This is a genomic window from Enterococcus sp. DIV1328a (assembly GCF_050536905.1).
Taxonomy (GTDB): domain Bacteria; phylum Bacillota; class Bacilli; order Lactobacillales; family Enterococcaceae; genus Enterococcus; species Enterococcus faecalis.
In genome coordinates this window covers 269,130-296,129 of record NZ_CP172912.1, presented here as the reverse complement: position 1 = coordinate 296,129, position 27,000 = coordinate 269,130, and the positions used below count along the sequence as shown (strand labels likewise).

The 27,000-nt window shown below is 37.9% G+C and carries 22 protein-coding genes and 1 other annotated feature; of the genes, 7 read left to right on the top strand and 15 right to left on the bottom strand.

Annotated elements, in window-relative coordinates; all coding sequences use genetic code 11:
* Positions 1-40 precede the first annotated feature (40 nt).
* Positions 41-556: an HdeD family acid-resistance protein gene (locus tag IGL93_RS01545; RefSeq protein WP_002381189.1), complete on the top strand. Its 516-nt coding sequence runs from the start codon at positions 41-43 to the stop codon at positions 554-556.
* Positions 557-571: 15 nt separating this feature from the next.
* The gene (locus IGL93_RS01540; protein WP_002383671.1) at positions 572-1,756 is read left to right on the top strand and encodes an AI-2E family transporter; all 1,185 of its coding nucleotides are present in this window, start codon (positions 572-574) and stop codon (positions 1,754-1,756) included.
* A 51-nt stretch (positions 1,757-1,807) separates the two neighbouring features.
* Here the strand turns inward: IGL93_RS01540 and IGL93_RS01535 are convergent, their stop codons facing one another.
* Entirely contained in the window at positions 1,808-2,935 is a 1,128-nt protein-coding gene (locus tag IGL93_RS01535; protein WP_010775531.1) for a 5-methyltetrahydropteroyltriglutamate--homocysteine S-methyltransferase, read from the bottom strand.
* 60 nt (positions 2,936-2,995) lie between these two features.
* Positions 2,996-3,225: a binding site (T-box leader), on the bottom strand.
* A gap of 117 nt (positions 3,226-3,342) precedes the next feature.
* Entirely contained in the window at positions 3,343-4,716 is a 1,374-nt protein-coding gene (locus tag IGL93_RS01530; protein ID WP_010775530.1) for a PcsB-like coiled-coil domain-containing protein, read from the bottom strand.
* 185 nt (positions 4,717-4,901) lie between these two features.
* On the opposite strand from IGL93_RS01530, the gene IGL93_RS01525 reads away from it, so the two are divergent.
* Complete coding sequence (locus IGL93_RS01525) at positions 4,902-5,081, top strand: hypothetical protein (protein ID WP_002367870.1); 180 nt, start codon at positions 4,902-4,904, stop codon at positions 5,079-5,081.
* Positions 5,082-5,172: 91 nt separating this feature from the next.
* On the opposite strand, the gene IGL93_RS01520 is transcribed toward IGL93_RS01525, so the two are convergent.
* The 9 genes from IGL93_RS01520 to fdrA form a co-directional block, all read right to left on the bottom strand.
* Positions 5,173-7,467 (bottom strand): WxL domain-containing protein, encoded by a 2,295-nt coding sequence (locus IGL93_RS01520; protein WP_010775529.1) that lies wholly within the window; start codon positions 7,465-7,467, stop codon positions 5,173-5,175.
* A gap of 447 nt (positions 7,468-7,914) precedes the next feature.
* A complete protein-coding gene (locus IGL93_RS01515; RefSeq protein ID WP_284954685.1) occupies positions 7,915-9,138 on the bottom strand; it encodes an amidohydrolase family protein in 1,224 nt (407 codons plus the stop codon).
* Between the two features lie 24 nt (positions 9,139-9,162).
* The gene (locus IGL93_RS01510) at positions 9,163-10,584 is read right to left on the bottom strand and encodes a hypothetical protein (protein WP_002383665.1); all 1,422 of its coding nucleotides are present in this window, start codon (positions 10,582-10,584) and stop codon (positions 9,163-9,165) included.
* Positions 10,584-11,645 carry an ureidoglycolate dehydrogenase gene (gene allD / locus IGL93_RS01505; RefSeq protein WP_002413499.1) on the bottom strand — a complete coding sequence of 354 codons (1,062 nt, stop codon included), beginning with the start codon at positions 11,643-11,645 and terminating at the stop codon, positions 10,584-10,586. The genes IGL93_RS01510 and allD overlap by 1 nt, the downstream gene beginning before the upstream one ends.
* Before the next feature lie 89 nt (positions 11,646-11,734).
* Positions 11,735-12,955, bottom strand: coding sequence for a dicarboxylate/amino acid:cation symporter (locus IGL93_RS01500; protein WP_002361159.1), 1,221 nt, complete (start codon positions 12,953-12,955; stop codon positions 11,735-11,737).
* A 6-nt stretch (positions 12,956-12,961) separates the two neighbouring features.
* On the bottom strand, positions 12,962-13,900 hold the full coding sequence (gene arcC / locus IGL93_RS01495; protein ID WP_002355252.1) for a carbamate kinase: 939 nt from the start codon (positions 13,898-13,900) through the stop codon (positions 12,962-12,964).
* A 134-nt stretch (positions 13,901-14,034) separates the two neighbouring features.
* Entirely contained in the window at positions 14,035-15,288 is a 1,254-nt protein-coding gene (locus tag IGL93_RS01490) for an MFS transporter (protein WP_002355251.1), read from the bottom strand.
* 9 nt (positions 15,289-15,297) lie between these two features.
* The gene (locus IGL93_RS01485) at positions 15,298-16,131 is read right to left on the bottom strand and encodes a DUF2877 domain-containing protein (RefSeq protein WP_002355250.1); all 834 of its coding nucleotides are present in this window, start codon (positions 16,129-16,131) and stop codon (positions 15,298-15,300) included.
* On the bottom strand, positions 16,124-19,135 hold the full coding sequence (gene fdrA, locus IGL93_RS01480; protein WP_002355249.1) for a DUF1116 domain-containing protein: 3,012 nt from the start codon (positions 19,133-19,135) through the stop codon (positions 16,124-16,126). The genes IGL93_RS01485 and fdrA overlap by 8 nt, the downstream gene beginning before the upstream one ends.
* Positions 19,136-19,257: 122 nt before the next feature.
* Here fdrA and IGL93_RS01475 point away from each other — a divergent pair, with 122 nt between their 5' ends.
* From IGL93_RS01475 to IGL93_RS01460, 4 genes are all read left to right on the top strand, one after another.
* Positions 19,258-20,850 carry a PucR family transcriptional regulator gene (locus IGL93_RS01475; RefSeq protein ID WP_010713590.1) on the top strand — a complete coding sequence of 531 codons (1,593 nt, stop codon included), beginning with the start codon at positions 19,258-19,260 and terminating at the stop codon, positions 20,848-20,850.
* Complete coding sequence (locus IGL93_RS01470) at positions 20,825-21,637, top strand: alpha/beta hydrolase (RefSeq protein WP_010775527.1); 813 nt, start codon at positions 20,825-20,827, stop codon at positions 21,635-21,637. The genes IGL93_RS01475 and IGL93_RS01470 overlap by 26 nt, the downstream gene beginning before the upstream one ends.
* A 100-nt stretch (positions 21,638-21,737) precedes the next feature.
* The gene (locus IGL93_RS01465) at positions 21,738-21,977 is read left to right on the top strand and encodes an AbrB/MazE/SpoVT family DNA-binding domain-containing protein (RefSeq protein ID WP_002358371.1); all 240 of its coding nucleotides are present in this window, start codon (positions 21,738-21,740) and stop codon (positions 21,975-21,977) included.
* A complete protein-coding gene (locus IGL93_RS01460; RefSeq protein WP_010775526.1) occupies positions 21,974-22,393 on the top strand; it encodes a type II toxin-antitoxin system death-on-curing family toxin in 420 nt (139 codons plus the stop codon). Before IGL93_RS01465 ends, IGL93_RS01460 begins: the two co-directional genes overlap by 4 nt.
* Before the next feature lie 107 nt (positions 22,394-22,500).
* Here IGL93_RS01460 and IGL93_RS01455 read toward each other — a convergent pair whose 3' ends face one another.
* The 4 genes from IGL93_RS01455 to IGL93_RS01440 form a co-directional block, all read right to left on the bottom strand.
* Positions 22,501-23,712: an amidohydrolase family protein gene (locus tag IGL93_RS01455; protein ID WP_010713593.1), complete on the bottom strand. Its 1,212-nt coding sequence runs from the start codon at positions 23,710-23,712 to the stop codon at positions 22,501-22,503.
* 51 nt (positions 23,713-23,763) lie between these two features.
* Positions 23,764-24,567: an ankyrin repeat domain-containing protein gene (locus IGL93_RS01450; protein WP_010775525.1), complete on the bottom strand. Its 804-nt coding sequence runs from the start codon at positions 24,565-24,567 to the stop codon at positions 23,764-23,766.
* 173 nt (positions 24,568-24,740) lie between these two features.
* Positions 24,741-25,787 carry a DUF4822 domain-containing protein gene (locus IGL93_RS01445; protein ID WP_010775524.1) on the bottom strand — a complete coding sequence of 349 codons (1,047 nt, stop codon included), beginning with the start codon at positions 25,785-25,787 and terminating at the stop codon, positions 24,741-24,743.
* Positions 25,788-26,006: 219 nt separating this feature from the next.
* Positions 26,007-26,972 (bottom strand): DUF4822 domain-containing protein, encoded by a 966-nt coding sequence (locus IGL93_RS01440; RefSeq protein ID WP_002367856.1) that lies wholly within the window; start codon positions 26,970-26,972, stop codon positions 26,007-26,009.
* Positions 26,973-27,000: the final 28 nt, after the last annotated feature.

Here is a 27,000-nt window from a genome sequence, read left to right as displayed (position 1 = left end):
CGCTAGAATAAAAGAAACAATAACATTGAGGAGGATTTTTATGTTCCAAACTTTTAGAGAAAATTTTCGGCGCCATACCCTATTGCGCGACGCCGTCTTTATCGTTATCGGAAGTGCCATTGTCTTTAATCCCGGTGCTTTCTTCCAGTTTGTCGGTTATTTAATTGCTGGTTATTTGATGCTTTTAGGGTTAATTAATATTTATGATGACTACAAAATAAAAAAACAAACGGGTAGCTGGGGACTTGGTTTCGTAACAGGTTTAATCTTTGTCGTCTTAGCAGTAGCCTTTTTATTTTTTGCACCAGTGATCGTTTCGATTCTGCCATTTTTATTAGGGATTAGCATTGTTATAAACGGCCTCGTTCAATTGACTTTTGCTTTAAATACTCGTCAAACAGGCGCGCTTATCTACAGTATTCTGGTTTTAATCGCTGGAGCTGTTTTAGTTTTCAACCCCTTCAAAAGTCTCTTAGTTTTGATGCAAGTCTTTGGATTTATCCTGATTTTCATGGGTGTCATTGAAATTATTGGTCATTTTAGAAATAAAGCTTAACGAAAGGAGCAACTTATGGATAAAGAAAGTACCAAGTGGATCCGCTTTTTAGGTGGGAAAAATTTACTTTACACATTAACTATCCTTTGTCTAATTGCTGTAACTATCTTTTTATTCAACACTGTTTCATTTATCTTTAAACCAATTTTTGTTATTTTTAGTGCCGTCTTAGGCCCGGTACTTTTTGGTATTATTCTATTTTATTTGCTTAATCCAATGGTGAAACGCCTTGAGAAAAAAATTCCCCGTGTTTGGGCGATTGCGATTCTCTATGTCTTAATTATTGCATTACTAGTGTTAGCTGGACTGCAACTTTTCCCAATTATCCAAGACCAAACGGAAGAATTAATCAAACAATTCCCAAGTTTTTGGAAAAGCACGCTCCAAGCAGTACAAGAATTTATGGCTAAAACACCTTTTGCAAAAGATTTAGAATCCGCTAATGAGTCGATTAATCAGCTCTGGGGCAAACTTGCAAACTCCTTTAAAGACTTTGCAGGGGATTACCTACAAACAGGCGCACAAGGTCTGGGAAGCGTCTTTTCTGCAGTCTCTTCTACTTTCCTAACCTTGTTTACAGGACCTATCATCGCCTTTTTCCTTTTAAAAGACAAAGAAAAGTTTTATCGCTTTGTAAAAGGCATCATTCCCCCAGCTTTTCGTCCTGATTTTGATGAATATAGCCAAATTGCCAACATTCAAATTGGCGATTATCTAAAAGGTCAAGTCATTGCTTCCTTGGTTTTAGGGATTATGTATTGGCCAGCTTTTCTATTAATTGGTTTACAATTTGGTAGCATTTTAGCTTTAGCTGCTGGTATTTTATGTATTATTCCTTATATTGGACCATTTATTGCCTTTATTCCTGGATTGATTATTGCCTTTCAGGATTCCACATTTATGGTAGTAAAATTTGTTATCGTCTGGTTTGCCATCCAATTGATTCATGGAGATTTTGTTATTCCTCGTGTGATGGGCGATAAATTAAAAGTCCATCCGATTACTATTTTACTTGTCTTGTTAGTTATGGGCGAACTGTTTGGTTTAATGGGCGTTATTTTTGGGATTCCAATGTATTGCCTAGTTAAAGTGACAGTCATTTATTTATTCCGCAAATTCAAACAACGCTATAACCGCTTTTATGGTGACAACGGCGAGTATGAACACACGAATTTTACTAAAGATCAATATTTAAAATAATACAATGAAAAAACTGGGACATAAGCCGTTTAGACTTATGTCCCAGTTTTTTTACCATACTTCTCTAGCAATTTCTTGAAGTAATTGAACTTTGCGCCATTGTTCTTTCTCCGTCAAACGATTTCCTTCTTCCGTCGAAGCAAAACCGCATTGCGGACTAATACTTAAGTTTTCTAAAGGAACAAACTGTTGGGCTTCTTCAATTCGTGCTTTCACTTGTTCAGTCTCTTCTAATTCAGGAAACTTAGAAGTAACTAAACCTAAAACGACTTTGCTGCCATTATTTTGCCAATGTCTTAATGGTGAAAAGTCCCCTGCACGATCTGAGTCATATTCCAAGAAGAAACCATCATAATTCGTAGCAAATAATTCTTTTGCTATCGGTTCATAACCACCTGAAAATAACCAAGATGAAGCATGGTTCCCACGGCAAATGTGTGTGGTTACAGTTAAATCTTCTGGCTTACCATCCAAGGCTTCATTAATAATCGTGGTACACACTTGTGCAATTTCTTCTGGCTGTATTCCTTTTGCTCGTAATTCTTCTTGTTTTGTCTGATCCGCTAGAAACGCCCAATTTGTATCATCAAATTGCAAATAACGGCAACCTCTCTCGTAAAAGGCCGCAATTGCATCTTTATATGTTTGTGCTAAATCCTTATAAAAATCACCAATCTCTGGATAAATTGTTTGAATGCGCGAGGTGCCGTCGTTGGATAAAATTTCTTGACGTAAAATCATGGTCGGACTAGGGATCGTTGCTTTGGCTACCGTGCCATCACCAACTTCCACCACCTCTTTTAAAAATGAAAAGTCCTCTAAAAATGGATGTTGCGTAGGAAAAGATATTTTATCCACTACGCGGATATTATAGGCCGGAGCTGCTTTTCCATGAAAGGTTTGGTTATACCCCGTTTCTGGGATATAGCCTGTCACACCATTTAATCCTTCTAAGAAATCAATATGCCAAAAACCGCGACGAAATTCACCATCTGTGATTCCCCGTAAGCCGCCAGCTTTTTGTTTTGCTACTAATGCTTTGATTTCTTCATCTTCAATAAGACGTAGCTCTGCTTGAGATAACGCACCTGCTTGGACCTTTTTCCGTGCTTTCTTAATTGTTTCCGGACGTAAAAAACTTCCCACATGATCAACTGTAAAAGGAATCTGACTACTCATTTGCCTCACTCTTTCCTATTTTTATTTATAAAAAAACGCCCTTTTACTAGCCGTAACTAGTAAAAGGGCGATTATTATCGCGGTACCACCTTTTTTCGGAAAGATGACTCTTTCCCTTCAACTGACAATCATAATCAGCGGTCTTGTTAACGAAAGACATTACGTTTTTGCCTACGTTTCGACAAAAATTCCTCCTAGGCCATTTTTCGATACAGACATCTAACTTTTTTCACCAACCAAAGTCTCTCTACCAGCTGTCTTGTATTTACTTTCTTATTCAACGGAAATTATTAGATTACAATTAGAATACCACGTTTAGCAAATTTGTCAACGGAGATGGATGAAATAGTAATGAAAAAAGCAGCTTCTTTTCAGAAGCTGCTTACGTCTATTTTTATCATTGCTAATTAGGCTGAGTGTCCTACGATTGTGCTACCTGAGTAACCAAAACCGACACGTGTAATACCTGGGTTAATTTCCCAATCACGGTGACCGCTACCTGAAGCTGTTACCATGTTTGTTTCATTGTACCACGCCATGATTACTGAGTTACCTGGCGCCCACATAATTGCGATAACTTCATCTCCACGAGACCAGTGATCATTTGGAATACCACCTGCTTCAACTTGTGCTGCACGAGCAGTTGCAGAAGCTGCTAAGCCTGCATCCCACACTACTGGACGTAAACCTAATGATTGACGTAGAACGTTCAATGCATTGATTGTTGGATCAGCAGAAGGTGTTGGTGTTGGTGGTGTTGGTTTCTCTGGTTCTGGTGTAGGTGTTGGTGTAACTGTTCCACCACCAGTTTGGCCACCATTATTTCCATTATCACTTGGTGTTGTAGGTTGTACTGGTTGTTCTGATGAAGAAGAGCCAGTATTTTCTGTTGCACTATTATCTGTACTTGGTGTAGTTGTTTCAGTTGTTTGTTGCGTGCTTGATTCAGTTGCTGAGCTTGAGCTTGCTAGTGCTTGTGCTTCTGTTGTTGATGAAGAGGCAACTGGTGCTTCTGCTTTCACTTCAGCTTTAGCTGGTTTTGCAGCAGCTTGTTTGGCTTTTTCAGCTGCAGCTTTTTGTTCAGCAGCTAAACGTGCTTGCTCTGCTTCAGCAGCTGCTTTTTGTTTTTCTAAGCCAGCTTTAGAACTTTCAGCAGATGATTGTTCTAATGCTAATGAAGCTTTCATTACGTTTAATTCAGATTGTTTAGAAAGTAAATCTTGACGTTTTGTTTCTAATTCAGCTTCTGTTGCTTCAAGTTGTTTCACTTTTTTCTCGTTTTCAGCTTTTTTATCAACAACGGCTTGTTTGTCTTCTTTTTGTTGTTGCATTAAGTCGTTGTTGGCACTTACGATTGTTGAAACAGCTTGAACACGGCTGATTGCATCTGCAACTGAGTCCGCATCTAAAACTGCATCTAGCATTGTTGTGCTTTGTCCATTAACTTGAACATCACGTGCTTGATTTTTGATTGCTTCGTTACGTTTTTCAATACGTTGATTCAAGTTTGTAATTTCTTGTTGTAATTGTTCTGATTTTGCTTTTAGTGTTTGCTTTTGTTCACGTAAAGCCATGCTTTCATCAAATACTGAAGATACTTCTGCTTCTAAAGAAGATACTTGTGAAGCTAAATCCCCTTGTTTTGCTTTTAATGATGAAATTTCTTGATTTTTTTCTTCAATTTTTTTATCAACATTGTCCGCCAAAGCGATGCTTGGGGTAGCAATTGCTGATAGCGTTAATGAACATAGTAATACTGATGCAAATAGACGTTTCTTCACTTGTCATTCCTCCGAATTAATTTCTAAAGTTTATTTAAAATATCTTAATCTTTTCTTACGACAAAAACATTCTACCACACCCATATTTCAATTAAGCAATAGAAATGTTACAAAAACATTTCAGATCACTCGTTCTTTCTCCATAATAGGTAAACTTACCTTTTGTAAGGCTTTTATGCCTTGTCATGACTGGTTTTCACGTGTTTTCAATTGTTAAACAATTCTTCGATTTTTTTTCATATTTTTTCTTTTTTTATTCAAATTTTGCTTCTTTTTTGTCGATATATGCTTTTTTTCGTAAAATTAATCATTTTTCCTTCTTTTTAGCAAACGTTTTTGTTACAAAATTCGTTATATTTTGGTAATGAACCAAGAAAAAGGCCGCTTCGTTGAGCCGCCTTTTATTATTTCTATGCAATGTTTTTGATCAAACTATTCAACTTATTTTTTATGGACTTATGGGCCTGTCACTAAATTCCAAGTCACCATTGCTTGATAAGTTTGATCTTTTCTACCTTGATTTGCTGGAATTTCTAATTTGATTTGATCAAAAGAAAAATCAAATTGATAAACATCACTTTCGTCAAACTGACCATTGGCAACAATATGGCTAGCTACACCGTTGGCAACTAATTGAATAGCGGTTGTTTTGCCAAGAGCAACTTTAGTTTCCGTTGGTTGATTGTACTGAATAAAACCTGAAACATTGGTTGTTCCTAACAATAACTTTGTCATTGATGATAGTTGATCCACTCTTCCTTCAAAGGGGGATAGTTCTGCAGTTAGTGCCCAATTGGGTTGTGATTTTTTCAAACGTAAATATGGATTTTCCTGACCATTTTCATAATAATCTGCTGCCTGCTTTAAACCATGTTGCTGCGTGTTGCTAGAAATGGCGACTTTACCAAAATCAAAAGTTGGTGTGCTGATAAAACCTTCCTCATCTGGTGCCACAATTTCTTGATTTTTAGGTTGGATTCTGACAGTATCAGCTGCGTGAACAGCAGAAAAATTCCCATTCATTTCAACAGCCGCTTGTAACACTTGATCTGGTTCACCTGTAGCAATTGTTGTCATCATAATAGTTGCTGTCTGACCAATAGGCACTTCCGTATTTAAAGCAATGCCAACTCGCCAATTTTCATCAGTAATAGGAACAATTTTGTTTGGTTCAGATCCAACACGAATCGTGACTTGGATTGGCCGAGCTAGACCTGGTGACCAACCACTTGCTGGCTTTAAGTTTATTTTTTTTAACGGTACTTCTCCCACATTTGTAAGCATAATCTGCCAAATTTGTATATAACCACTTGGCATGACTTTGACTAGTCCTTCTATTTGCATTTCAGCTTTTGCAGTTATTTCCTTATATACTGCTGTAATATCGTTCATTTCATTAAAAACAGGGGAGTTTATTGGTCGTTTTGTTTTTTCTAAGTTCTCTTGTTTTGTTTTATTTTGATACCAACCTTGATATAAATAAGTTTTACCGTTAACGCTGTATTGTTGTGGCAGTTTTTTTCCAGCTAAATAGCGAAAGCCATCCGTAGTCATTGGTTGTTGGTGATCCTGAATAAAATCAGATGGTGGTGCAATTTCAACACCATTGACATCCTCAAATGTATAATTTTTTTGAGGTATCTCCTTATAGACAACAGTTAAATCATCATTGTCGTCATAGGTAATATCATAACTGGGCGTTACGCTTTTTTCTAAATTTTCAGGTTTCGTTTTCCCTTTATACCATCCTTGAAATTGATATGTTTTTGAGTCGATTTCATAGCTACTTGGCAAAAGGCCGTTCTGTTTAAAGGTGTAAGGGTCACGTTCAATAAGCGTTTGCTTTCCTTGTCTAAACCCCGGTGGCGGAGGGATTGGTTTCCCTTGAGTATCCACAAAATGTTCTGTCACTTTGCGATTGGTAACATGATAATAAACCGGCCCTGAAAATTTAAAGTAATTCAATAGCCCAGATTGATTCGATGAATCAACCTTCACTTGGTTGTACAAAGGAACGATTAGTTTTTGGCTCTCGCTAATGTTAAACGTTACTCCTGTTTTCTGACTATATTGTTGTGCAGACAATTTTTCCAATTCAAATTGTGAAATTGCTGTTGGATACTGTTTTCCTGCTGCGTCGAAAATCGTCGGTAGCGGATAATTTGGATCAATTTCCCCGTCCTTGTTGCGCAAGCTTAAAGAGGCATAATATCTTGGTAAAAAAAATGTTTGATTACTCGCTGCAAGCACCGTTGACATGTCGGAATAGACGGCTACTTTCTCACTTGGAATTACCACTTCTTTTAAATTAGCCACTGTAGATGCTGTCGCTGGTTGACTTTCACCTTCCCACACATTTATGCCATTTGGGGAATTGCCTTGCCAACTATGATACTGTAGAAGGATCTCATTGGCGTTTACTGGCTGCCCCTCTTCATTAATAAATCCATAACGATAAGTTAGGTTAGGCGTCTCAATTCTTTCTCTAATCGTTTGACTTGTAACATTAGCCTCATTATCGATTAACTCACTTTTTGGCAATGCTAGTGGTTCTTCATCATGTAGTTTATCCTTTGTCTGTGGTTGTTCACTTTCGGCTTTTTCTGCTGTTAATGAATGATTGGTTCCTTCTCTTACTTGTTTTGTACTTGGGAATGTTTCTGCAAAAACAGTTGTCTGTATTAGTATGGGGAATACTAATATATGGCAGATGCCCGTTACTATCAATTCTTTCCATTTACTTCGCTTCATATTGTCCCTTCTTTCTAAAGAACAATCCAACAATTCTTAGTTAACTAAACATTAAGACACTAAACTTAGCAGAATGATCACTTACCATTTTCAGCAACAGTCTTGTCTTGTGGTATCGGTTTCATTTTTCTTTATACTTTGGATCATTCACTTGTTTCAGCGCTATTCGTCCAATACTTCTTTTTACTAACCAGTTATAACTAGTTTAGCAAAAAAGAATAATTTCTGAAATTCCGAATTTTAAACAGACAGGAGCATTTCCTGAAGATTCTATATATATCAAGGAAAATCGACCAAAAATAAACTAAAAATAAATTTTTCAATAGAGAATCATAGCTAAAACAGGATAAATTAATCATATTTTCACCTTCCTAGCTTTACCTTTATCAAAAAAAGCTCAAAATGTTAGTTTTGACAACTAACATTTTGAGCTTTTTGTTTTTTTTCTTAACGAATGATTTCGACTTTTTTGTCTGTCTTGACTGTAACACGGCCGTTTTTAATAACATATAACCGTTCTGGAATATCAATAATCGCATGTTCAACCACTTTTGTGTCTAATAAGACTAAATCTGCTTTATTCCCAACTGCGACACCGTATCCTTCTAGTCCCATCGCACGAGCAGGACTTGTTGTTACCATTGGTAGCACTGTTTTTAAGTCATCCGCTCCACCTAGGTGTCCAACAGGAATGGCTAACATCGCTGTTTGAACAATATCCCCTGTGCCATATGGTGTAAAAGCATTGCGAATATTATTTGTAGCAATACAGACATTCACGCCACCATCGCGTAATTTACGGATTGGCGTAACCGCACGTCGAACATTGTACTGATCATCACGAGCCCCTAAATGTAAATCCGTTGCTGGTAAAGCCATCACGCTAATATTCGCTTCCGCCATTTTTGCAATAATAGGCGCCAATTCTGCTTCAGGTAAGGCATGCAATGCCGTTAAGTGGCCCACTGAAACACGGCCTTGGTAGCCTTCAGCGATGGTTTTTTCACATAAATATTCAATACTCATATCATCAGCTTCATCGGCAAAATCTTGGTGTAAATCTACATCTTTATCATATTTTTTAGCAATTTCAAACACTAAATCAATATGTTCTTTCGCTGGTGCATCATTATAAGGAATACCGCCGACAACGTCTGCGCCCATATCCATTGCTTCATACATCATTTGTTCTGTTCCAGGGGCTTTAAAAATTCCTTCTTGCGGAAACGCAACTACTTGCATGTCAATTAACTCTTTGTATTCTTCTTTCAAACGCATAATTGTTTTGAAGCCAGTAAAACCTTGCGCTGGGTCAAATTCTGCATGCGTTCTTAACGCCGTGGTTCCATGAACGATTAACATTTCTAAGGCACGTTTGGCACGGTCGTAAATGTCTTCTTCGGTAAATGTTGGTTTTAATTCTGCGGTTACTTCAATTGCTTCTTTCAACGTACCTGATTTATTTGGTTTACGATCAGCGATTAATGCCTTGTCCAAATGTAAATGGCTTTCTACAAAACCTGGGATTAAAACACGACCATCTGCTTCGATGACTTCTTTGGCATCGCCAGTAATAACTGGGGCGATTTCAATGATTTTTCCTTCTTTAATAGCTACATCTTGTAATGCTTCACCGTCTTGAAGACGAACTTGTTTAATTAATAAATCCATGTTTTCCACTCCCTAAATTGTTTTTTATCCAAAGATTAAACCGATAACTAATAATAGTACAGAGGCAATACTTAACCATTTCACGTTTCCTTTAACAACATCCAAAATTGGAATTTGGAAGCCTGAAGATAAAGCTTGCATAGTAATATTAACGAAACTCATTTGACTACCTAAACCAACACCCATTGCTACAAAACCTAATGCTAACGGCGGGAAGTTCAACGATACAGCAACTGGTAGCACTAAAGTTAAAACAGAACCCACGTAGGCCCCAGCTGGAATCCCAATTAAAATCCCTGTTAAAATGGCAACTGGCACGACAATAAAGGCTGGTGCATTTTCAGCAACACCTGCGATGACAGCAAACGTTCCTGTTTGTGCAATAACATTAATAAAGGCTAAGAAAATCCCTACTTGGAATAAACGAGTCAAAATATATGTAGACCCATCTACCATCGCTTCGACAGATTTGTTCATTGAGAAATCTGTACATAAGAAAATTAAAACTAATGTTAAAATCATGTATACAAGTGGCGTAAAGAAGGCAAAACCAATTAAATCATTCACAATTGGTCCGAAAATTACAGCAAACAATAAGAAAATGGCTGGCAAGGTAATTTTAAATAATTCACCATTGCTCTTTTTATCAAATTCATCATCTGCCGACTCTTTAAAGCCAACATTTCTATGTTTCGTTCCCCAAAAGGCTAACACAATCGCTAATGCTACGAAGAATAACCAGTAAGGTCGCATGGTTGAAACATATGAACCGACACTGATATCGCCTAATTTTGAAACAATACTTGATTCTAATGAAGCGGGTGATGTTGTAAATGATACCGCAGCAGCTAAAGACATTGCTGCAATTAATTCAGGAACAACGCCAACTGCAGCAAAGGCCAATGGCGCAATAACCATCGCACTTCCGCCACCAATTCCTGACATATATGTGGCTGCGGCTAATAAGATAACAATAAAAGCTGAAACATACTCGACTTTTCCTTTTGTGCCTCGTTTGGCTAAAGTTAATGCAGCTGAATAACTACCTGCTTTAAAGACCGCCATCGCAACAGCTGAATTAATGATGGGAACGGTAATTCCTAACATCATTGGGATAGCTTCCAACATCTGTTTATTCGCTTCTTCTAGTCCAATGCCACCAATCAGCATCGCTAAGACGCCACCGATTAAACCAGCGATAATCATATCGACTTTCATAAACAATAGAACCAAAACAACAATCAATGGAATAATCACAACTAATGCCATGATTCCTGTCGGGGCAACTACATCCCCAATCTCATCAGCAAAGGCCGCAACTGGCACAAAAATACTAACTAAAAATGCAAAAATAAGTGCTACTTTTGACGATTTTTTCATTTTACTTTCCTCCAATAGAAAGAAGGCGAGAGCAACGCAGCAGCGAATACTCTCTGCGCTCCTCATTATTTGGCAAAGGCACCTTGCCCGCCATATTTATCGTAATGTACAATCTCACTAACTAAATAATCATAAATACTTTGTGGAATTTCAATGCCTTCTGACATGGCTTTTTGATAGTTTAGCTGACCAATTTCTCCTGGATAGTAAACTTGTTGAAACCCTTCTGCTGTAGGCACACTATGAAGTTCTTCCACCATTTGATTAATATTTTCTTTAAATCGTTCAGAATCTGTAAAGCGGCTTGGATCAATGACTAAAAACATCTGACCCAGATTCCGTTTCTCCGTTAAATCCGCATACATGGAGCTGACATGTTTGCCAAAAGGTAAGCCTAACAACGAACCAGCTAAGACATCGACCATCATCATTAGTCCATATCCTTTTGGTCCTGAAATCGGCAATAAACCTCGTACTTCATAAGGATCAGTCGTTGGCTGGCCTTTTTCGTCTACTGCCCATGTGTCGGGAATTTCAACATCTCTTGAACGTGCATCTAAAATTTTCCCCCAAGCCTGTACTGTCGTAGCCATATCAAACACGACTGGTTCATGACCTGCTCTAGGTGCTGCAAAAGCGATTGGATTTGTTCCAAAATAATTGCTTGTACCACCAAACGGTACCACCATTGGATCAGATTGACACATCGAAAGAGCAACCATGCCTTGTTCCGCTGCTTTTTTAACATAATACGATAACGTCCCGCTATGACTCGTTTGAGAAACGCCAACATATGCTAACCCTGATTCTTTGGCTAGGTCAACTGCAGCAGCTAATGCTTCGTTACAAACAAATTGACCCACGCCATTATCGCCATGAAAAATGGCAGTGGACGGTCCAGTTTTTTCAAATGATAATTCGGGATCAATCGTGATCCCGCCTTTTGCAATCCGTTCCGCATAATAATCCATACGAACCGCACCATGTGAATGAATACCGCTAGCATCTGCAAAAGTTAAATGTCGAGCAACTTCTTCGGCATGTTCAGAATGTAAACCAGCAGCTTCTAATTTTTGTTTCATCAGCTTTTCTAATTTCTCCGGTGTAACGACAACCATTTCTTCCATTGCGCTTGCTCCTTTATCATTAATCTTAAAAAAGGGAAAGAAAACAAGTGATTTTCTTCTTCGTCCTTGCATTTCCTCCCCTTTTTTCACTACTTATTGCTACTGTTAAAGACAGTATAGTCAATTTCATCCACTGATTTTGCAACTAGAATAGCAGAGTAAACATCTGAATTGACATTTAAAATTGTTCGTAACATGCCAACAAACCATTCGACGCCTGCAAAAATTGCAATACTCTCAATGGGTAAACCCATTTGCGGAACAATCACTGCCAGTGAGACTAAGCCCGCACCGGGAACAACTGCGTTTGCTAGTGAGACAAACGTTGCTGTAATTGCTAAGTAAATCATTTTCGTAATATCAAACTCTAGCTGATACATCTGAGCGATAGTCATTACAGTAAAAGCCATATGCATCGCTGAACCGTTACTGTTTAACGACATACCTAACGGCAACACTAAGTTAGTAATTCGCTTACTTAAACCTAATTTTGTTTCTGTTTCTTCCAAAGCTACTGGTAAAGTAATTGCTGAAGAAGTTGTCGCCAAGGCCATCACAGACATATTTTTCATGTTTGTAATTAAACGTAGTGGACTTACTTTACAGTACAATGTGATAACCAAAATCCAGATGCCCAAAAATAAAATAGTTCCTAATCCATAGACCAATAGATACTTCACTAACGGTAAAATAATTTGAAGGCCTAAGTGACTAATTGTTGAAGCAATTAAAGCAAAAATCCCCAGAGGTGCTAGATACATGACGTATCGAATGACTGTAATGATAACTTCATTAAAGTCCACAATTATTTGGAAGAGTTGTGTCTCTGGATGGCTTTGTAAGTATTTATTCAGTGCTAAACCAAAAAATAATGCAAAGACAATAATTTGAATAATCGATCCTTGAGTCAGTGAATCAAAAATATTTTTCGGAACGAAATTTAAAATCGTATCAGTGATTGAGATTTCTTGCGCTTTAATAGAAGCATCTTGGAAGCCAGTCATTTTAACACCGTATCCTGGATTAAAAATGACTGCCATTAGGACGCCCCATAAAGCGGCAGCTAAGGAGGAAATCCCGAAAACAGCGATTGTTCTACCCCCAAGGCTCGTTAATTCTTTTGGATTAATACTGCCAACTGCTTGGACAATTTGTCCTAAGATCAAGATAGGAATAGCCATTTGCATCAGTCGCAAAAAGACATCTCCAACTATTTTCAAGTAATTGCCGCTAGCAGGAATCAAGAGTCCTACGAGGATTCCTACGACAACAGCAATTGCAATTTGGGTGATCATGGACGGTTTTTTCATGGTAAACTACCCCTTTTGACTGATCACAGTTCCTGCTTCTTTATCGATGTTTTCTAAGTTTTCGATAGAAGTAATGATTGCTTTCCGTTTGTCATCACCTTTTACGAAGTCTAAGGCAGCTTCGATTTTTGGTAGCATACTACCAGCAGCAAAGTGACCTTCTTTAATGTATTCTTCTGCTTCGGCTACACTGATTTGTTCTAATGCTTTTTGATCTGGTTGATTGTAATTAATGTAGATGTTATCAACGCCTGTCAAAATAATCAAACGGTCTGCATCAACGTTTTCAGCTAAAACACGTGCAGAGAAATCTTTGTCGTTAACCGCTTCCACACCTACGTATTGTCCGTCTTCTGCTACGACCGGAATGCCCCCGCCACCAGAACAGATAGTTAAAACGTCCGCCTCTACTAAAGCACGAACCGCCTCTTTTTCAACAATTTCTTTAGGCATTGGTGATGGAACAACTTTTCGGTAGCCACGGCCAGCATCTTCCACATACGTAGAGCCATCTTTGGCTGCTTCCGCGTCAGCTTCTTCTTTTGTATAGAATGGACCAATTGGTTTGGATGGTTTTTTAAACGAAGGATCTTCTTTGTCCACACGCACTTGCGTAACTACAGAGATAACTGGTTTAGCAATGTTACGTTTTTCAAACTCATTAGTTAAAGCATTTTGTAACCAGTAACCGATACTTCCTTGTGTCATCGCAACACAAGTATCCAATTTCAACGCTGGATTTTTTTCACTTTCGCCTGCTTTTTGTTGTAAAAGCAAATTCCCTACTTGTGGTCCGTTTCCGTGACAGACAATGACTTGTTCCCCTTTAGCAACAAATTCTGCAATATATTTGGCCGCGTGATTAACGACGGCTTTTTGGCCTTCATCTGTTGGATCCGTATCTAAAATAGCATTCCCACCTAGGGCAATTACGTTTAAACTCATTGATTGATTCGCTCCTTTTTAGTAAAGCAAAGACAAAATCTTTTCAGTATCGACGGATAAGAAATAATTTGTTTACGAAATGAAAGATTTTGTCTTGCTCATTTTGATTGTTTCAGTCATTATCGAAGGGATAATTAACCTAATTTCGGTTTACTTTCATCTTTAGCTAAGAAAGCAAAAGCTAGTAAACCAATAACTAATAGTACACAAGAAAGATAGAAGCCAACTTGCATTGAGCCTGCTGTATCTGCTAAATATCCTGTGACATACGGTGCTAGGATTGACCCTGACATCCCAATAAAATTATAGGCACTTAACGTTGTTCCTAAGGCCGCTTTTGGTGCATGTTTGGTAACAAAAGTCACCATAATTGGATCTAACGCTAATTTCCCTGTTAACCCATAAAGAATTAAAACAGAAATTAACAATGTCCGATTTGTTACAAAAGCAATCGCAAAGACAGATAGGATTGCTAAAGGTACTAATGTAAAGACTAATTTTTTCGTCGCACCTGTTTTATCATTCAAACGAGCGAAGATTAAGGCGCCTGGAATAGAGGCCCATGGTACAAGTGATGAAATGAAACCAACGCTCGCTCCTGTAAAGCCACGTTCAGCAATTAAAAATTGTGGCAACCAAGTAATAATGACAAAGTTTGCATAAATACTTGTGAAACATAAAATAAATGCGGCTAATAAATTACGATTTGAGAAAATTTCTTTTAATGAGATCTTTTCTTGTGGTCCTTCTTCAGCAGCTGCTCGTGCAGCTTCTTCACCAGGACGAATCACTTTTTCTTTCAAAATTGTATAGAAAAGAATTCCTACGATAAACGTTGGAATCGCCATGATAAAGAATGGTTTGCTCCAATGTTCACCATTTTCTAAAACCAACTTACTTGAAAGTAGGTACCCACCTGATGTACCGAAGGCCATCCCACTATTGATGATGGCATTACCGATGGTCCGTTTACTTGCTGGAATCGCTTCTGTCGATAGCGCATATTGCGGGCCATAGTAAGCTCCTTGTCCAATACCAGCAATTGCACGAATGACTAAAAACATAACAAAGGTTGTCGCTAATCCACTAAAATAAGTAGAAATAGCAAGAACGATAAACCCAACAGCAATGACTAATTTCCGCCCAATTTTATCGCCAATCATCCCAAAAGGAATCTGTGCAACAGCATAGGTTAGAAAGAAGATACTATTGGCTAAACCAAGTTGTGTGTTACTTAGACCAAATTGTTCTCCAATGACCCCCATCACTGGATTAAAAATAGTTCGTGTTGCGTACATTAAAATCCAGCCTACGAAGAAAATGGCTACGACTTTAATCCAGTAACTATTGCTCACTTGCACTGCTTGATTTTTTTTACTATTCTCCATGTCTTCTCCTCACTTCTCATCTAACTCTACAGATTGTAAAGCTAGTAACATTCCAAATGACATATCTTTACCAGAGGAATGTCCGATTTGTATAATTCTGTCAATATTTTCGTCAACTCTATTATCCCGATGGTTCTCCAAATCCAAGAGTAACTGATACAACAATGAATTTACATATCCTTTAGCCGAGCTTGCAATATAGCCTTTACTAACATCTGTTGTGGATAAATTTGCTGCCGAAAGAGTAGCGGCTAACGCCGCAGCTCTTTCATCAGCAAGTATGAACAGAATTGTTTGATACGCCACTAAAATGTCATCACCACTCGGGGTTAACCCTTTGCCCCGACCAATCAGATAATTCGTTACTTCTTGCCATTCCGATAGTGTCCAAACTTTTTGTTTTTGGCTCATTTTTTTGAAAATATGCTTTGCTCGTTCGTCTAAAGGCAGGCCAATTCTACGTTCTAAGTTTCTCGCTAATAAGCGGTCTCGCAACAAGCGTAATTGGTCTTTTTCTAACTTGAAATGAGTAATGTTTAAAGAAACGACCTCGGCAGGTGTGAGTTGGATCGTTTTCACGCCGACTGTACTGTAAAAGGTCAACTGATTTTCTGTGATTTTGACTTTATTACCTTGTTGTACATACGGAAAGATTTCTTGAAACAATTGATCTGGCAAAAACATACCAAAGCTTGATAAATAATTATGGAAGTTTGCAACATTGATTAATTGATCCTGGACTTTCAGATTAAATGAACGTTCAAAAACACTGTGAATGGTTCCCATCTTGCCATATTGGTGGATAGGAAAAATGTAGTCACTAATGACTAGTTGGTTATTCAACCGTAATGCCTAGTTTCTCAGCATACGCTTCTAGGGCTTTTTCAAAACAGCCTAGAGGTGCTCTAACTGTCCCTGCACCAATTTGACCAACACCGGCATTTTTATGTGCAATCCCTGTATTGATGATTGGTGTAATTCCTAATTCCACCACTTTACGGATATCAATTCCTAAACAAGTTCCTTGGAAATCCCAAGTTGGAATTGAGAATGTTGGGTTGTGTCCTTCACAGATTTTTGCCATTTCATTTGAGGTTGCTAACGCATCTTCAAAGCCACCTGCACCAACAAACCGTGTTACGCCAGGTGCAGCTACCATAGCCATTGCTCCAACGCCTACTGTTTCAGTAATTGCACTATCCCCGACATCAGGATTTCCGTCTTCTTCGCTGAAACCAGTGAAGTAAAGACCTTTTGGTGTATTTACTGGTGCGGTATGCCATTGATCGCCTGTTTCTGCAATCCGGACCCCAAAGTTCACGCCGTTACGAGTCATCGTTGTGACAATCGTTCCGTTGGTATCTTTACGGGCACCATCAACAATTGCTTTTCCAGTTGCCATCATGACATTTAAGAAGAATTGATCTGTGTCAGCTAAGAATTTGATTACTTCGTATTTTTGATCTTCTGGAATATCTGTTTTGATAATTAATGGAGACAATTCTTTTAAGAAGTTCAAAGATGCGGCAATATTTCTTTGGTGGAACTCGTCACCCATTGTAATAGAGCGCGCAATCAATACGTTTAAGTTCAAGCCTTCTTCAGAAAGTTTCAAGGCTTTCGCAATAGTTGGTCCTAAAACATCTTTAATCCAATCTAAACGATCAACTACTTCTTGTGAATAAGCACCAAAACGCAATACTTTACCGATACCTTCATTCAAGATACAGTATGCTTCGTTACCTTCTAAGCGATTTTCTACAACAAAGACTGGCATATTACCAGAAGTAATACCGCCCATTGGTCCTACTGCTTTTACATGGTGACAAGGAATGAAACGTACTTCGCCAGCTTCAAAAATCTTCAAAGCATCTTCTTCATTGTCTGCCCAACGTTCGAATAATGCAGCACCGATACAAGCACCTTTCATTGGTCCAGTCATTTCAGACCATTGGATTGGCGGTCCAGCATGAAGTAATGTTTTTTGTGCGTCATCATTTAATTCTGGAATCACTGATTTCGCAGGTACCACATCTACTAAGAATGGTTGTGCATTTTTAATTTTGTCTGTTACTTTGTGATTTTCAGCTTCGATTTGTTCACTGTAATCTTCCAAGGCATCCAAAATTTTAATCATTTTTTTATTGCCGTTGGCACGCGGACGCCAGTTGAATTGAACAGTTTCGCCACCGTAATCAACGATTGATTCTGTAAAGCTTTGCAACCCAACGTTAATAATTCTTGGTTTGGTTGTTAATAGTTCCATTACTTTTTCGCCTGGTTTTGGTACATCGACAGTTGGTCCGTTGTAAGCAACCACTTCTTTATCGTCTTCTGAAATTTCGATTCCTTTTAGTAATAAAGCTAATTGAACAGCTTTAGCATTGCTTTCTGCAACTAAAACGCCGCCTTCTTTCAAACGATCAACCGACGATTGGTAATTTTGCGGATCTTTCGTCGTCCCACAAACAGTTGCAACAAAGTAAAGATCGCGTCCTGCTTCTTTGGCTGTGGCACGCGCTTCTTCAATTGCTGGTAATAACGCACCAACCATGTCTTCATGAGCACCGTAGCCTAACACCACATCGAATAAGATAATCCCCGTTTTTTCATCTTGTGCATATTCACGAATTTTTTCGATACGAACATCTGGGTCAATCATTGGGTGTGGACGACCTTGTGTATACATATCATCGCCTAAGTCAATGACTTCATAACCATGAGATTTCAAGACATAACCTTCTGCTTTCACTAAACCGCCAAGGTCTAAAGCTTCAGAAATTAACATACCTGCTTCAGAAGCTAATGTACCACCTGAATATAAGCCTTTTACAACTTTATCTTCTGGTAATGTTGGTACAGCTGGTTTTGCTAATGCTTCAAAGTAATTTTTCTTCACGGCCACATCATTTGCTAAATCAACAGCAATTTTAGCTGTTTCTTCTAATGTATGAGCTAGATAAACTTTGCCTTCGTGACTTGTTGGTTTTTCTCCTAAGAAAATCGCAACGACTGGTTTTGAAATGCTTTGTAATAATTCAACCACTTCATCACGAACTTCTTTTGCAGGTGGTTTAGAGATGACTGTAATCACATCGGTTGGTTCGTGATTTTCTAAGGCCACAATAGCATCTTTCACTGTGATAGCGCCTACTTTGTCGCTTAAGTCACGACCACCAGTTCCAATGGCGTGAACAACTCCGCCACCTAAGCGGTCAATAATCGTTGTAACTTCTTGAATCCCTGTCCCTGAAGCACCAACAACGCCAATGTTTCCTGGAGAAACAACATTTGTAAAGGCGATTGGAATACTTGAGATAATACCAGTTCCACAGTCAGGCCCCATCATTAGTAAGCCTTTTTCATGCGCTAATTTTTTCAAACGTACTTCATCTTCAATTGACACATTATCCGTGAAAGAGAACACGTGTAAATCATTTTTTAAGGCACGTTCCATTTCTGGCGCACCATATTCACCAGGAATACTGAATAGCGCTACATTCGCCTCTGGTAAAAGATCAAACGCTTCTGACCAAGAAGTCGCTGCTTGTGCTTCTTCACTAGTTCCCTTTGCTGATAAATCATCTAAGAATTCATCAATCGCTGGCATAACTTCTTCCATGATGTTTTCTTTTTCACTGTCAACCACAATCATCATGTCGTTTGCAGATGCACTATTGGCCTCATCCGTTAACAAGTTCGTGTTGTTAAGGATGTCTTTGTTGGCATCTGTTCCCATCATGATTTGACTCATGGTTACACCATCTAATGCATTGATTTTATTGGTCAATAACATTAAGTTGATGGAGTCTTGGTAATTGTTTTTCAAAATTACTGTGTGTAACATTGTTCATCCTCCTATCTATTCCTTACAATGCTATTGTATCGAAACGAGAAAGTGTTTTCATCGGACATAATTCTAAAAAAATGGTATAATTTTTATCCATAAGAGGAAAAAAGGAGAAAATGATGAAATTAAGAGAGTTATTATCGATAGGTGACTTAAAAAAAGGTAAAATTTTGACGAAAGAGATTGGTTTAGACAATGAAGTTGACTCGGCAATGGTCTTAGAAGCGATTGACATTGAGAACTGGAGTAGAAAGAATCAGTTAATTTTGACTTCTTTCTACGCATTGCATGATTTACCAGAAAAAGAGTTGGAAAATTTTTTCGTAAAGATGCGCCGAATTGGCATCAGCGGCTTAATTTTGAAAACAGATCGATTCATTAAAATGATTCCAGAGTGGTTTATCGAATTATGTTTCAATTATGAAATTCCTTTAATTAAAATCACACAAGACATTAGCTATGAAAAAATTCTGTTTACGATTTACGAGCCTTTGTTGAATTATCAGTCGCATGTCTTACGTACGTATTACGATGTACGCCAACGTTTCACCAAATTAGAGCGCCACTACCCAACGGTTGAGACGATTATGCAAGAATTTTATGACATCATTAAATTACCCTTTGCTTTAAAAATGTTGGATAAACATCTGGAAATTAGCGATGGCGACTTACCCCATGATGCGATTGTGCTCTCAAGAGAAAAACTAAAAAACAGTGAGTTCACTAAAAATGATTACTCTCTTTTAACACTTTATTCTCATGCCAACCCCAAAAAACAGTTGGCACTAGAAGTTTCTATTTTCAATAGTTATTCCACTAATTGTTTACTTCTGGTTTATTTACAAGATGAAAAGGTTAAAGAAACGGATTTAGTGATTATCGAAAATGCGATTGATGTCTTGCAAGAAAAATTCAATACCGAAAATTTGTTAAAAAAAGAACGGTATACTCGTTTGAACAACTTAGCGGATGCTATTTTACAAAATACACCGCAAAATCCTGACGAGCTAAACAGTTTGCTTCGTGAAGTGCAAATGCAAGAACTAGATTCTTACCAAGCGATTGCTTTTTCTACCAAAGACACCAATACACAACTCATGAAAGAACGAATTATTGTCTTACTTCGTACCCTGCGTGTGAAATCCATCTTCTTTGATCAGCTAAATTATTCGGCGGTCCTTTTTAACTTCAATGAAAGTGATGGAAAAATTACAAAGCTGCAATTAAGTCGTTTATTAGCTGAACTTTTAGAAGAAAACGACACGCTTACCGTTGCCGTCAGCAGTTTAAAATCACGAGAAGGGATTAAAGAGCTACTGATTGAATGTCTGGACATTCTGCGCTTTAATGAAACTTTTTATAACGGACCAATTGTCACCTTAGCCGATATCGGGGTATTTAAAAATTTTATCCGCGAAGACCAATTGGAAAATTTAGACGAATTAATTCCTCGCGCACTTTATCAATTAGCCGAAAATAACTACGATTTGTTTGAAACCTTGTACAGTTTTTTCCAAAATAATCGCAACTATAAACAGACCTCTGAAGCGATGTTCCTTCATTCAAAAACGATTCGTTATCGTTTAAACAAAGTGGAACAACTTCTTGATATTGACTTAGCCAATCCCTTGCAATTGTTAAATTATGAAATTGCCACATACATTATAAAGATGAGGAGACGTGCACTTGAAAAACAATCAAACACTCGCTAATGGCGCAACAGTTACTATCTACCCCACTACGACTGAATCAACGAACTATGTCGTCTATTTACACGGTGGCGGGATGATTTATGGAACCAAAAGTGATTTACCAGAAGAACTGAAGGAGCTGTTTACAAGCAATGGCTATACCGTTTTAGCACTGGACTATTTGTTGGCTCCAAATACAAAAATCGATCACATCTTAGGGGCGCTCACAGAAACCTTCCAATTGCTAAACGAAGAGATTATTCAAAACCAGCCCTTTGGTTTGTGCGGGCGTTCCGCTGGCGGTTATTTAATGTTACAGTTAACCAAACAATTACAAACACTAAATTTGACGCCACAATTTTTAGTCAATTTTTACGGCTATACAGATTTAGAATTTATTAAAGAGCCACGAAAATTATTAAAGCAAACCATTTCCGCTAAAGAAATAGCTACCATTGACCAAACAAAGCCTGTTTGGGATGATCCTTTTCTTTCTCGCTATCTGCTGTATCATTACAGTATTCAGCAAGGGCTATTGCCGCACTTTTACGGATTACCAGAAAATGAGGACTGGTCTGCTTACGCACTGTCAGACGAAACATTAAAAACGTTTCCACCTTGTTTCAGTACAGCTAGCAGCTCAGACGAAGAAGTGCCGTTCCGCTATAGCAAAAAAATCGGACGGACCATTCCTGAGAGTACCTTTAAAGCGGTTTACTATTTAGAACATGATTTTTTAAAACAAACCAAAGATCCTTCGGTCATCACTTTATTTGAGCAATTGGATAGCTGGCTGAAGGAACGATAAGCAATCAAGAAATTTTATTAAAGTATTAGACTTGTGATAGAAACTTTTTTATGATCCATGATATACTGTATATACAATATATACGAAAGGTGGGTTACTAGTGGAAATCAAAGAAAGAAAACTTAGAAAAGTTGGGAATTCTGTTGTTATGACATTGTCAAAAGAGTTTCTAGAAAGCATTGGTGCGACTGCGACAGACACCGTTTATGTAGACGAAGAAAAATTAAAAGATATTATTGTTAAAAAAAATATGTCAGAACATCAAAAAAAATTACAACAAATGATGGAGAACTCAAAACAAAAACATAATGAGCTGTACAAAGAATTGGTTACTAAATGAAAAGTATTTATTATTTATCAGCGGATGATCTATTTCAAATGAATACTTTCTTGATCCAAACGTATTCTCCCGCAGAACAAATTGGCATCAAAGATCGTAATGCATTAGAAATGGCTAGCAACCAACCAGCACAATTCGTCTTTGACGTTGACCTGTACCCAACAATTGAAGAAAAAGCAGCTATTTTAATGATTAACATTGCAACAAAGCATTGTTTTTACAATGCAATTAAACGGACAGCTGTAATGGCAACCGACTTATTTTTACAATTAAACGGTTATGATTTCCAATTAGATACGCAAGAAGGCGTTGATTTATTGGTTTTTATTGCTACTTATAGATCAGATTTCGATCAGTTGAAAAACGATGTATCAAAAGTAATCAGAGCTAAATTAAATCATACTTCTTCTCACTAATTTCATCAATGAAATATAAGATGGATGTCGTTTTCAATTGTAAAATTAAGCGTCTAATCCAAATAAATTTAATAACAAAAAGAAGCGAGAAATCTCGCTTCTTTTTGTTATTTTTGATAAAGTGTGGTTCCTTTTACCACACTGATTTCCACCGGTGTCTGACGAGCGACAAAAGCCGCCGCACATTCTGCTTCAGTGAGTAAGTAAGTTGCTTCAGCACCAACTTGCGGCCAATTTGCTTGCCCTTGTTCGTCTAAAGTTGTGACACCATCTGTCACTAAGCCCAATAATTGGGTTAAAGCATCTTGATCTTTCACATTAAAAAGTTCACCTAAACGAGCCAATTTTTCTTGTAATGAGCCATCACCATAAGGAGACCAGCAATCGTAGATATTGTCACAACCAAGATGGACATTGACTCCATGACGTAACAATTCCATAATTGGCGGAATCGTGTTAGGTGTGATTGGCACGCTGGAATTAATATGAATTTTTTCTGCTGCTAAAGCATCATAAACTTCATCACGTTCTTCACCAATGAAATCATTTAACCCGAAGGCATGGCTGATAAATACTTTGTCTTGTAGGCCATATTCTTTCGTTAAACGGATAATTTCTTTAATCGTTGTTGTCCCAGCTTCGTGACGATCATGTAAATGAATATCCACACCGACACCATGTTTATCTGCTAAGCGGAATGTTTCAGCCAATGATTTTTTGTAATCACCATCTAGTGAATAAGGATCCACGCCACCAATAAAATCGGCACCTTTTGCCAATGCTTGATCAACTAATTCAACGGAATCTGAACGTAGTAAGCCGTGCTGTGGAAAGACGACAATTTCTACCGCAAATGGTTTCGTTTGGGCCAATGCTTGGACTTCATCAAAATAACGTAAGTCTGTCATCGGTTCCACGTCGACATGTGTTCTGAAGGCTGTCGCGCCATGTGGTAATTCTAAGTCAATTAAATGGTTGGCGCGTTCTGTTAAAGAAAGTTCTAAATTATCTAAATAAGGGATTTCTGCTTCGACACGTTCCACAATTGACTTCGCTGGCGTCACCGGATACCACGGAACACCTAGTTTACTTTTATCAAAGTGACAATGTTTTTCAATCAAACCTGGTAAAATCAATTGATGGTGACCATCAATAATTGTCAACCCAGGTTCTTCTACCAATTCTTCATTGGGGATGATTTTCGTAAATACTCCATCTGTTATTTCAATTGCCACTTCTTTGGTTACTGTCCCAGATAACCAGTCACCTTCTTTTTGATACCCTGTTTCAATTCGAACATTTTTTAACCAATAATTCATGCTTTCCTTCACTCCTACCTGTATTTATTCCTTCCCGAAAGGACACAATACTTAGTTGTACTGTGCTAAAATTTTACTAATTTCCGTATAACCTTTTTGATTGGCATAGTCCATTGCTGTTCGACCAGAATTGTCTTTAATGGATTGATCCGCACCATTTTCCATTAACAATTTTACAATATCTTGGTATAGTTGGTTCCCTTCACGTAACCCCACTGCCTCAATCAACGCGGTATAGCCAAAGTCATTTTGGAAATCTATGTCTTCTCGTCCATCTTCTAACAAGAGCTTCACATTGTCAATATGTCCTTTTTCAGCTGCCGGAATTAACGCATTGCCACCGTAACGGTTATGCTTATTTAAATCTGGTGTCGCATTTTTTAACATATATGCTAAAATCTCCGTACGTCCTTGCGCTCCCGCATAAAGATAGGGACTATCACTACTGCTATTTTGCAGATTAATATCGGCACCCCGATCAATCAACGCTTTTGCAATCTCAATATCATTATTGTGAACAGCGATATTGAGCGGTGTGTTGCCTTCTGTGTCGACTTCATCCACTTGATAAGTAGTATCTTGTAAAATTTCCTTGACCTTCTTCGTATCTCGTTGATTGGCTGCTTCTAACAGCGCACCCACTTCATAGGTCTTCATCGGTTCTTTCACTTCCTCTTTTGATGTTGTTTGAGCCACCGAACGGGTTGTACTGGTGCTTTCAGTTTTTGCACTACTTTGAGTAGTCACCGTTTGACTATTTTTTGATGCTGCAGAAGGTGTTTCTCCTCCTTGACACGCAGCAAGTAATGGAATGGTCACGACACTTAATAGCCCCATTAAAATTTTTTTGTTCATTGTGCTCAACTTCCTTTCCTCGAGAGAAATATGAGATTTGTCTCCAGTGGTTCTAATCTAACGAATCTTTTTTTATTTGTCGATTAAAACGCTTTCTCTGTTTTTCTATTTTAAAAAGAGAGAAACCAAAAGAAGTCGAAACTTTTTTTGGTTTCCATTCGTATGTTTTGTTCTTAAAAGGTAAATTCAGGATCAAAAGTTCCTTGGTATGGTTCATGTTCCACATAGACTTGGATATCGTTTCCTTCGTTATCTTTACCCATTCGTGTGTACGTAAAACGATTATCATTCAATTCTGTTAATTCTAAGACAGCGCCATAGCGATTGGTTCCAATGGACACATGGGCACGGAATTTATTTTGATTTCCTACTTTAAAGTAGCCATAGTCGCCACGGGTTTCACCCGTTTGTAAATTGAAAAATTCATATTTGCTGCTGTCTTGGTCAAATTTCGCTAAGCTAATGAAGTTTTGATTAGCCGATGTTACATCATTGCCATCTTTATCCACTACTTTCGTGCCGTTCCATAAGCGCTCAGGCGTACCATACAACCAAGATGTTTTTCCAAGAATCTCATCACCAGGTCGATTAATATCGATTGCCCCTGTTTGCTCTGTCATCGCACGTCGGCCATTCGTAAATTCCAGTGTTCTCGGACGATTATTTGGGAAAGGTTGCGGATATCCATAGACAGGACCAGAGGTTGCTTTATTTTCTACAAAAACTTCCACATCATTTCCTGCTTTGTCTTTCCCTGTTTGTGTATACGTAAAAGTATCTTGGTACAACATTCTTGACCGGTAAACACCTTGATAATTCTTTGTTTCAGAAATAATTACTAAGTAGCTCTTATCAGATAAGCCAGCGGTCATAAAGAAGGTCCCTTCATCACCTGTGGATTTCCCAGTTTCTTTGTCAAAAAACTCATAAAAACTAGTGGTTGCATCAAACTTAATTGCATGTAATAAATCCTGATTTTCAGCGGTTAAATCGGTCCCATTTTTATCATAGACACGTTGACCTGCCCAATCTTTTTCCGATAACATTTCATCTTGCCGAATACCAATCGAGCGTAAATACTCAGGTAAATTCCCTAAATTATTGGGATTGTCTACGCTTTGAGGAACGTATGCTTCTGCCGTCAAAGCCCCTCCTGCTCCACCAACTAATAACGCACTTAAAGCCAACAATGTAATTGTACCAACGATTTTTTTCTTCATAAGCTACTACTCCCTTTCCCTCTTGATAATTTAAGGATAGCAAGTAGTTATTAACTCCACCTGTCCATAATATGAACAAATTATTAAATAATAATTATTATAATTATCTTAATAATAATAATTAATTGTAACTAATAACAATTTATTTATAGAAGAAGAGAAAACAAAAGAACGTTGGGGGACGTTCTTTTGTTAAATGAGAGAGAAGACAAGAGACTTTTAGAAAGTAAAGGCTGGATGATATGTGCCTTGGTAAGGTTCATGTTCTACAAACACTTGAATATCATTACCAGCATTATCTTTACCCATTCGAGTATACGTAAATCGATCATTGTTTAGTTCCGTTAATTCTAGCGCCGCACCGTAACGATTCGTCCCAATAGATACATGGGCCCGAATCTTGTTATTGTCCACCACTTGGAAGTACCCAAAATCGCCGCGGGTTTCACCTGTTTGTAAATTGAAAAATTCATATTTACTTGTGTTTGGATCAAATTTCGCTAAACTAATGAAATTTTGATTGGCCGCTGTCACATCATTACCGTTTTTATCTACGACTTTTGTGCCATTCCACAAGGTTGTTCCTAAAATTTTATCCCCTGATTTATTTGTCACAATTTTGCCAGTTTGATTGGTTAATGCTTCACGTCCATTTGTAAAAGCTAATTTTTTCCCATGATAAGGGATGTGTTCCACGTAAACTTCAACATCATTCCCCAGTTTATCTTTCCCTAAACGCTTGTAAGTAAATTTGTCTTTACTCACTTCGGTTAAATCCACTACGGCTTGATAATTTTGTGTCCGCGAAATTAAAATTCGTTTTGTGCCATCACCCGTCACAAAAAATGTTCCTTCGTCACCACGGGTTTCCCCAGTGTTTTTGTCGAAAAACTCATAAAAACCGGTTTCACCATCATATTTTGCTAACCCAATAAAATTAGCATTTTCTGCCGTTAAATCATTACCAGCAGCATCATAAACACGGGTTCCTTGCCAGTCCGTGCCAGATAAAATCTTAGTCGCCTTATCGCCTTTTGTTTGGCCATTGTTTTGATGTTTGCCTAAATTTGCTGTAGCACTATTTGGATTGGCTGCATGACCTGCAAATGCTGGACTTGCATAACCTGCTATAAGTAACGTACTTAATGTTACTAAAGTAATCGAACTTAATACTTTCTTTTTCATAAAGCATCGCTCCTTTTCTTTGATAAAC

Excerpts from the sequence above, each read along its gene's own strand:
- IGL93_RS01455 (WP_010713593.1), bottom strand. The coding sequence starts at position 23,712 with ATGAATTATTGGTTAAAAAATGTTCGAATTGAAACAGGGTATCAAAAA.
- IGL93_RS01515 (WP_284954685.1), bottom strand. The coding sequence starts at position 9,138 with ATGGATTTATTAATTAAACAAGTTCGTCTTCAAGACGGTGAAGCATTA.
- IGL93_RS01540 (WP_002383671.1), top strand. The coding sequence starts at position 572 with ATGGATAAAGAAAGTACCAAGTGGATCCGCTTTTTAGGTGGGAAAAAT.
- IGL93_RS01460 (WP_010775526.1), top strand. The coding sequence starts at position 21,974 with ATGAAAAGTATTTATTATTTATCAGCGGATGATCTATTTCAAATGAAT.
- fdrA (WP_002355249.1), bottom strand. The coding sequence starts at position 19,135 with ATGTTACACACAGTAATTTTGAAAAACAATTACCAAGACTCCATCAAC.
- IGL93_RS01500 (WP_002361159.1), bottom strand. The coding sequence starts at position 12,955 with ATGAAAAAACCGTCCATGATCACCCAAATTGCAATTGCTGTTGTCGTA.
- IGL93_RS01450 (WP_010775525.1), bottom strand. The coding sequence starts at position 24,567 with ATGAACAAAAAAATTTTAATGGGGCTATTAAGTGTCGTGACCATTCCA.
- IGL93_RS01510 (WP_002383665.1), bottom strand. The coding sequence starts at position 10,584 with ATGAGGAGCGCAGAGAGTATTCGCTGCTGCGTTGCTCTCGCCTTCTTT.
- IGL93_RS01535 (WP_010775531.1), bottom strand. The coding sequence starts at position 2,935 with ATGAGTAGTCAGATTCCTTTTACAGTTGATCATGTGGGAAGTTTTTTA.
- IGL93_RS01520 (WP_010775529.1), bottom strand. The coding sequence starts at position 7,467 with ATGAAGCGAAGTAAATGGAAAGAATTGATAGTAACGGGCATCTGCCAT.
- IGL93_RS01525 (WP_002367870.1), top strand. The coding sequence starts at position 4,902 with ATGACTGGTTTTCACGTGTTTTCAATTGTTAAACAATTCTTCGATTTT.
- IGL93_RS01445 (WP_010775524.1), bottom strand. The coding sequence starts at position 25,787 with ATGAAGAAAAAAATCGTTGGTACAATTACATTGTTGGCTTTAAGTGCG.
- IGL93_RS01440 (WP_002367856.1), bottom strand. The coding sequence starts at position 26,972 with ATGAAAAAGAAAGTATTAAGTTCGATTACTTTAGTAACATTAAGTACG.
- allD (WP_002413499.1), bottom strand. The coding sequence starts at position 11,645 with ATGGAAGAAATGGTTGTCGTTACACCGGAGAAATTAGAAAAGCTGATG.
- arcC (WP_002355252.1), bottom strand. The coding sequence starts at position 13,900 with ATGAGTTTAAACGTAATTGCCCTAGGTGGGAATGCTATTTTAGATACG.
- IGL93_RS01545 (WP_002381189.1), top strand. The coding sequence starts at position 41 with ATGTTCCAAACTTTTAGAGAAAATTTTCGGCGCCATACCCTATTGCGC.
- IGL93_RS01475 (WP_010713590.1), top strand. The coding sequence starts at position 19,258 with ATGAAATTAAGAGAGTTATTATCGATAGGTGACTTAAAAAAAGGTAAA.
- IGL93_RS01490 (WP_002355251.1), bottom strand. The coding sequence starts at position 15,288 with ATGGAGAATAGTAAAAAAAATCAAGCAGTGCAAGTGAGCAATAGTTAC.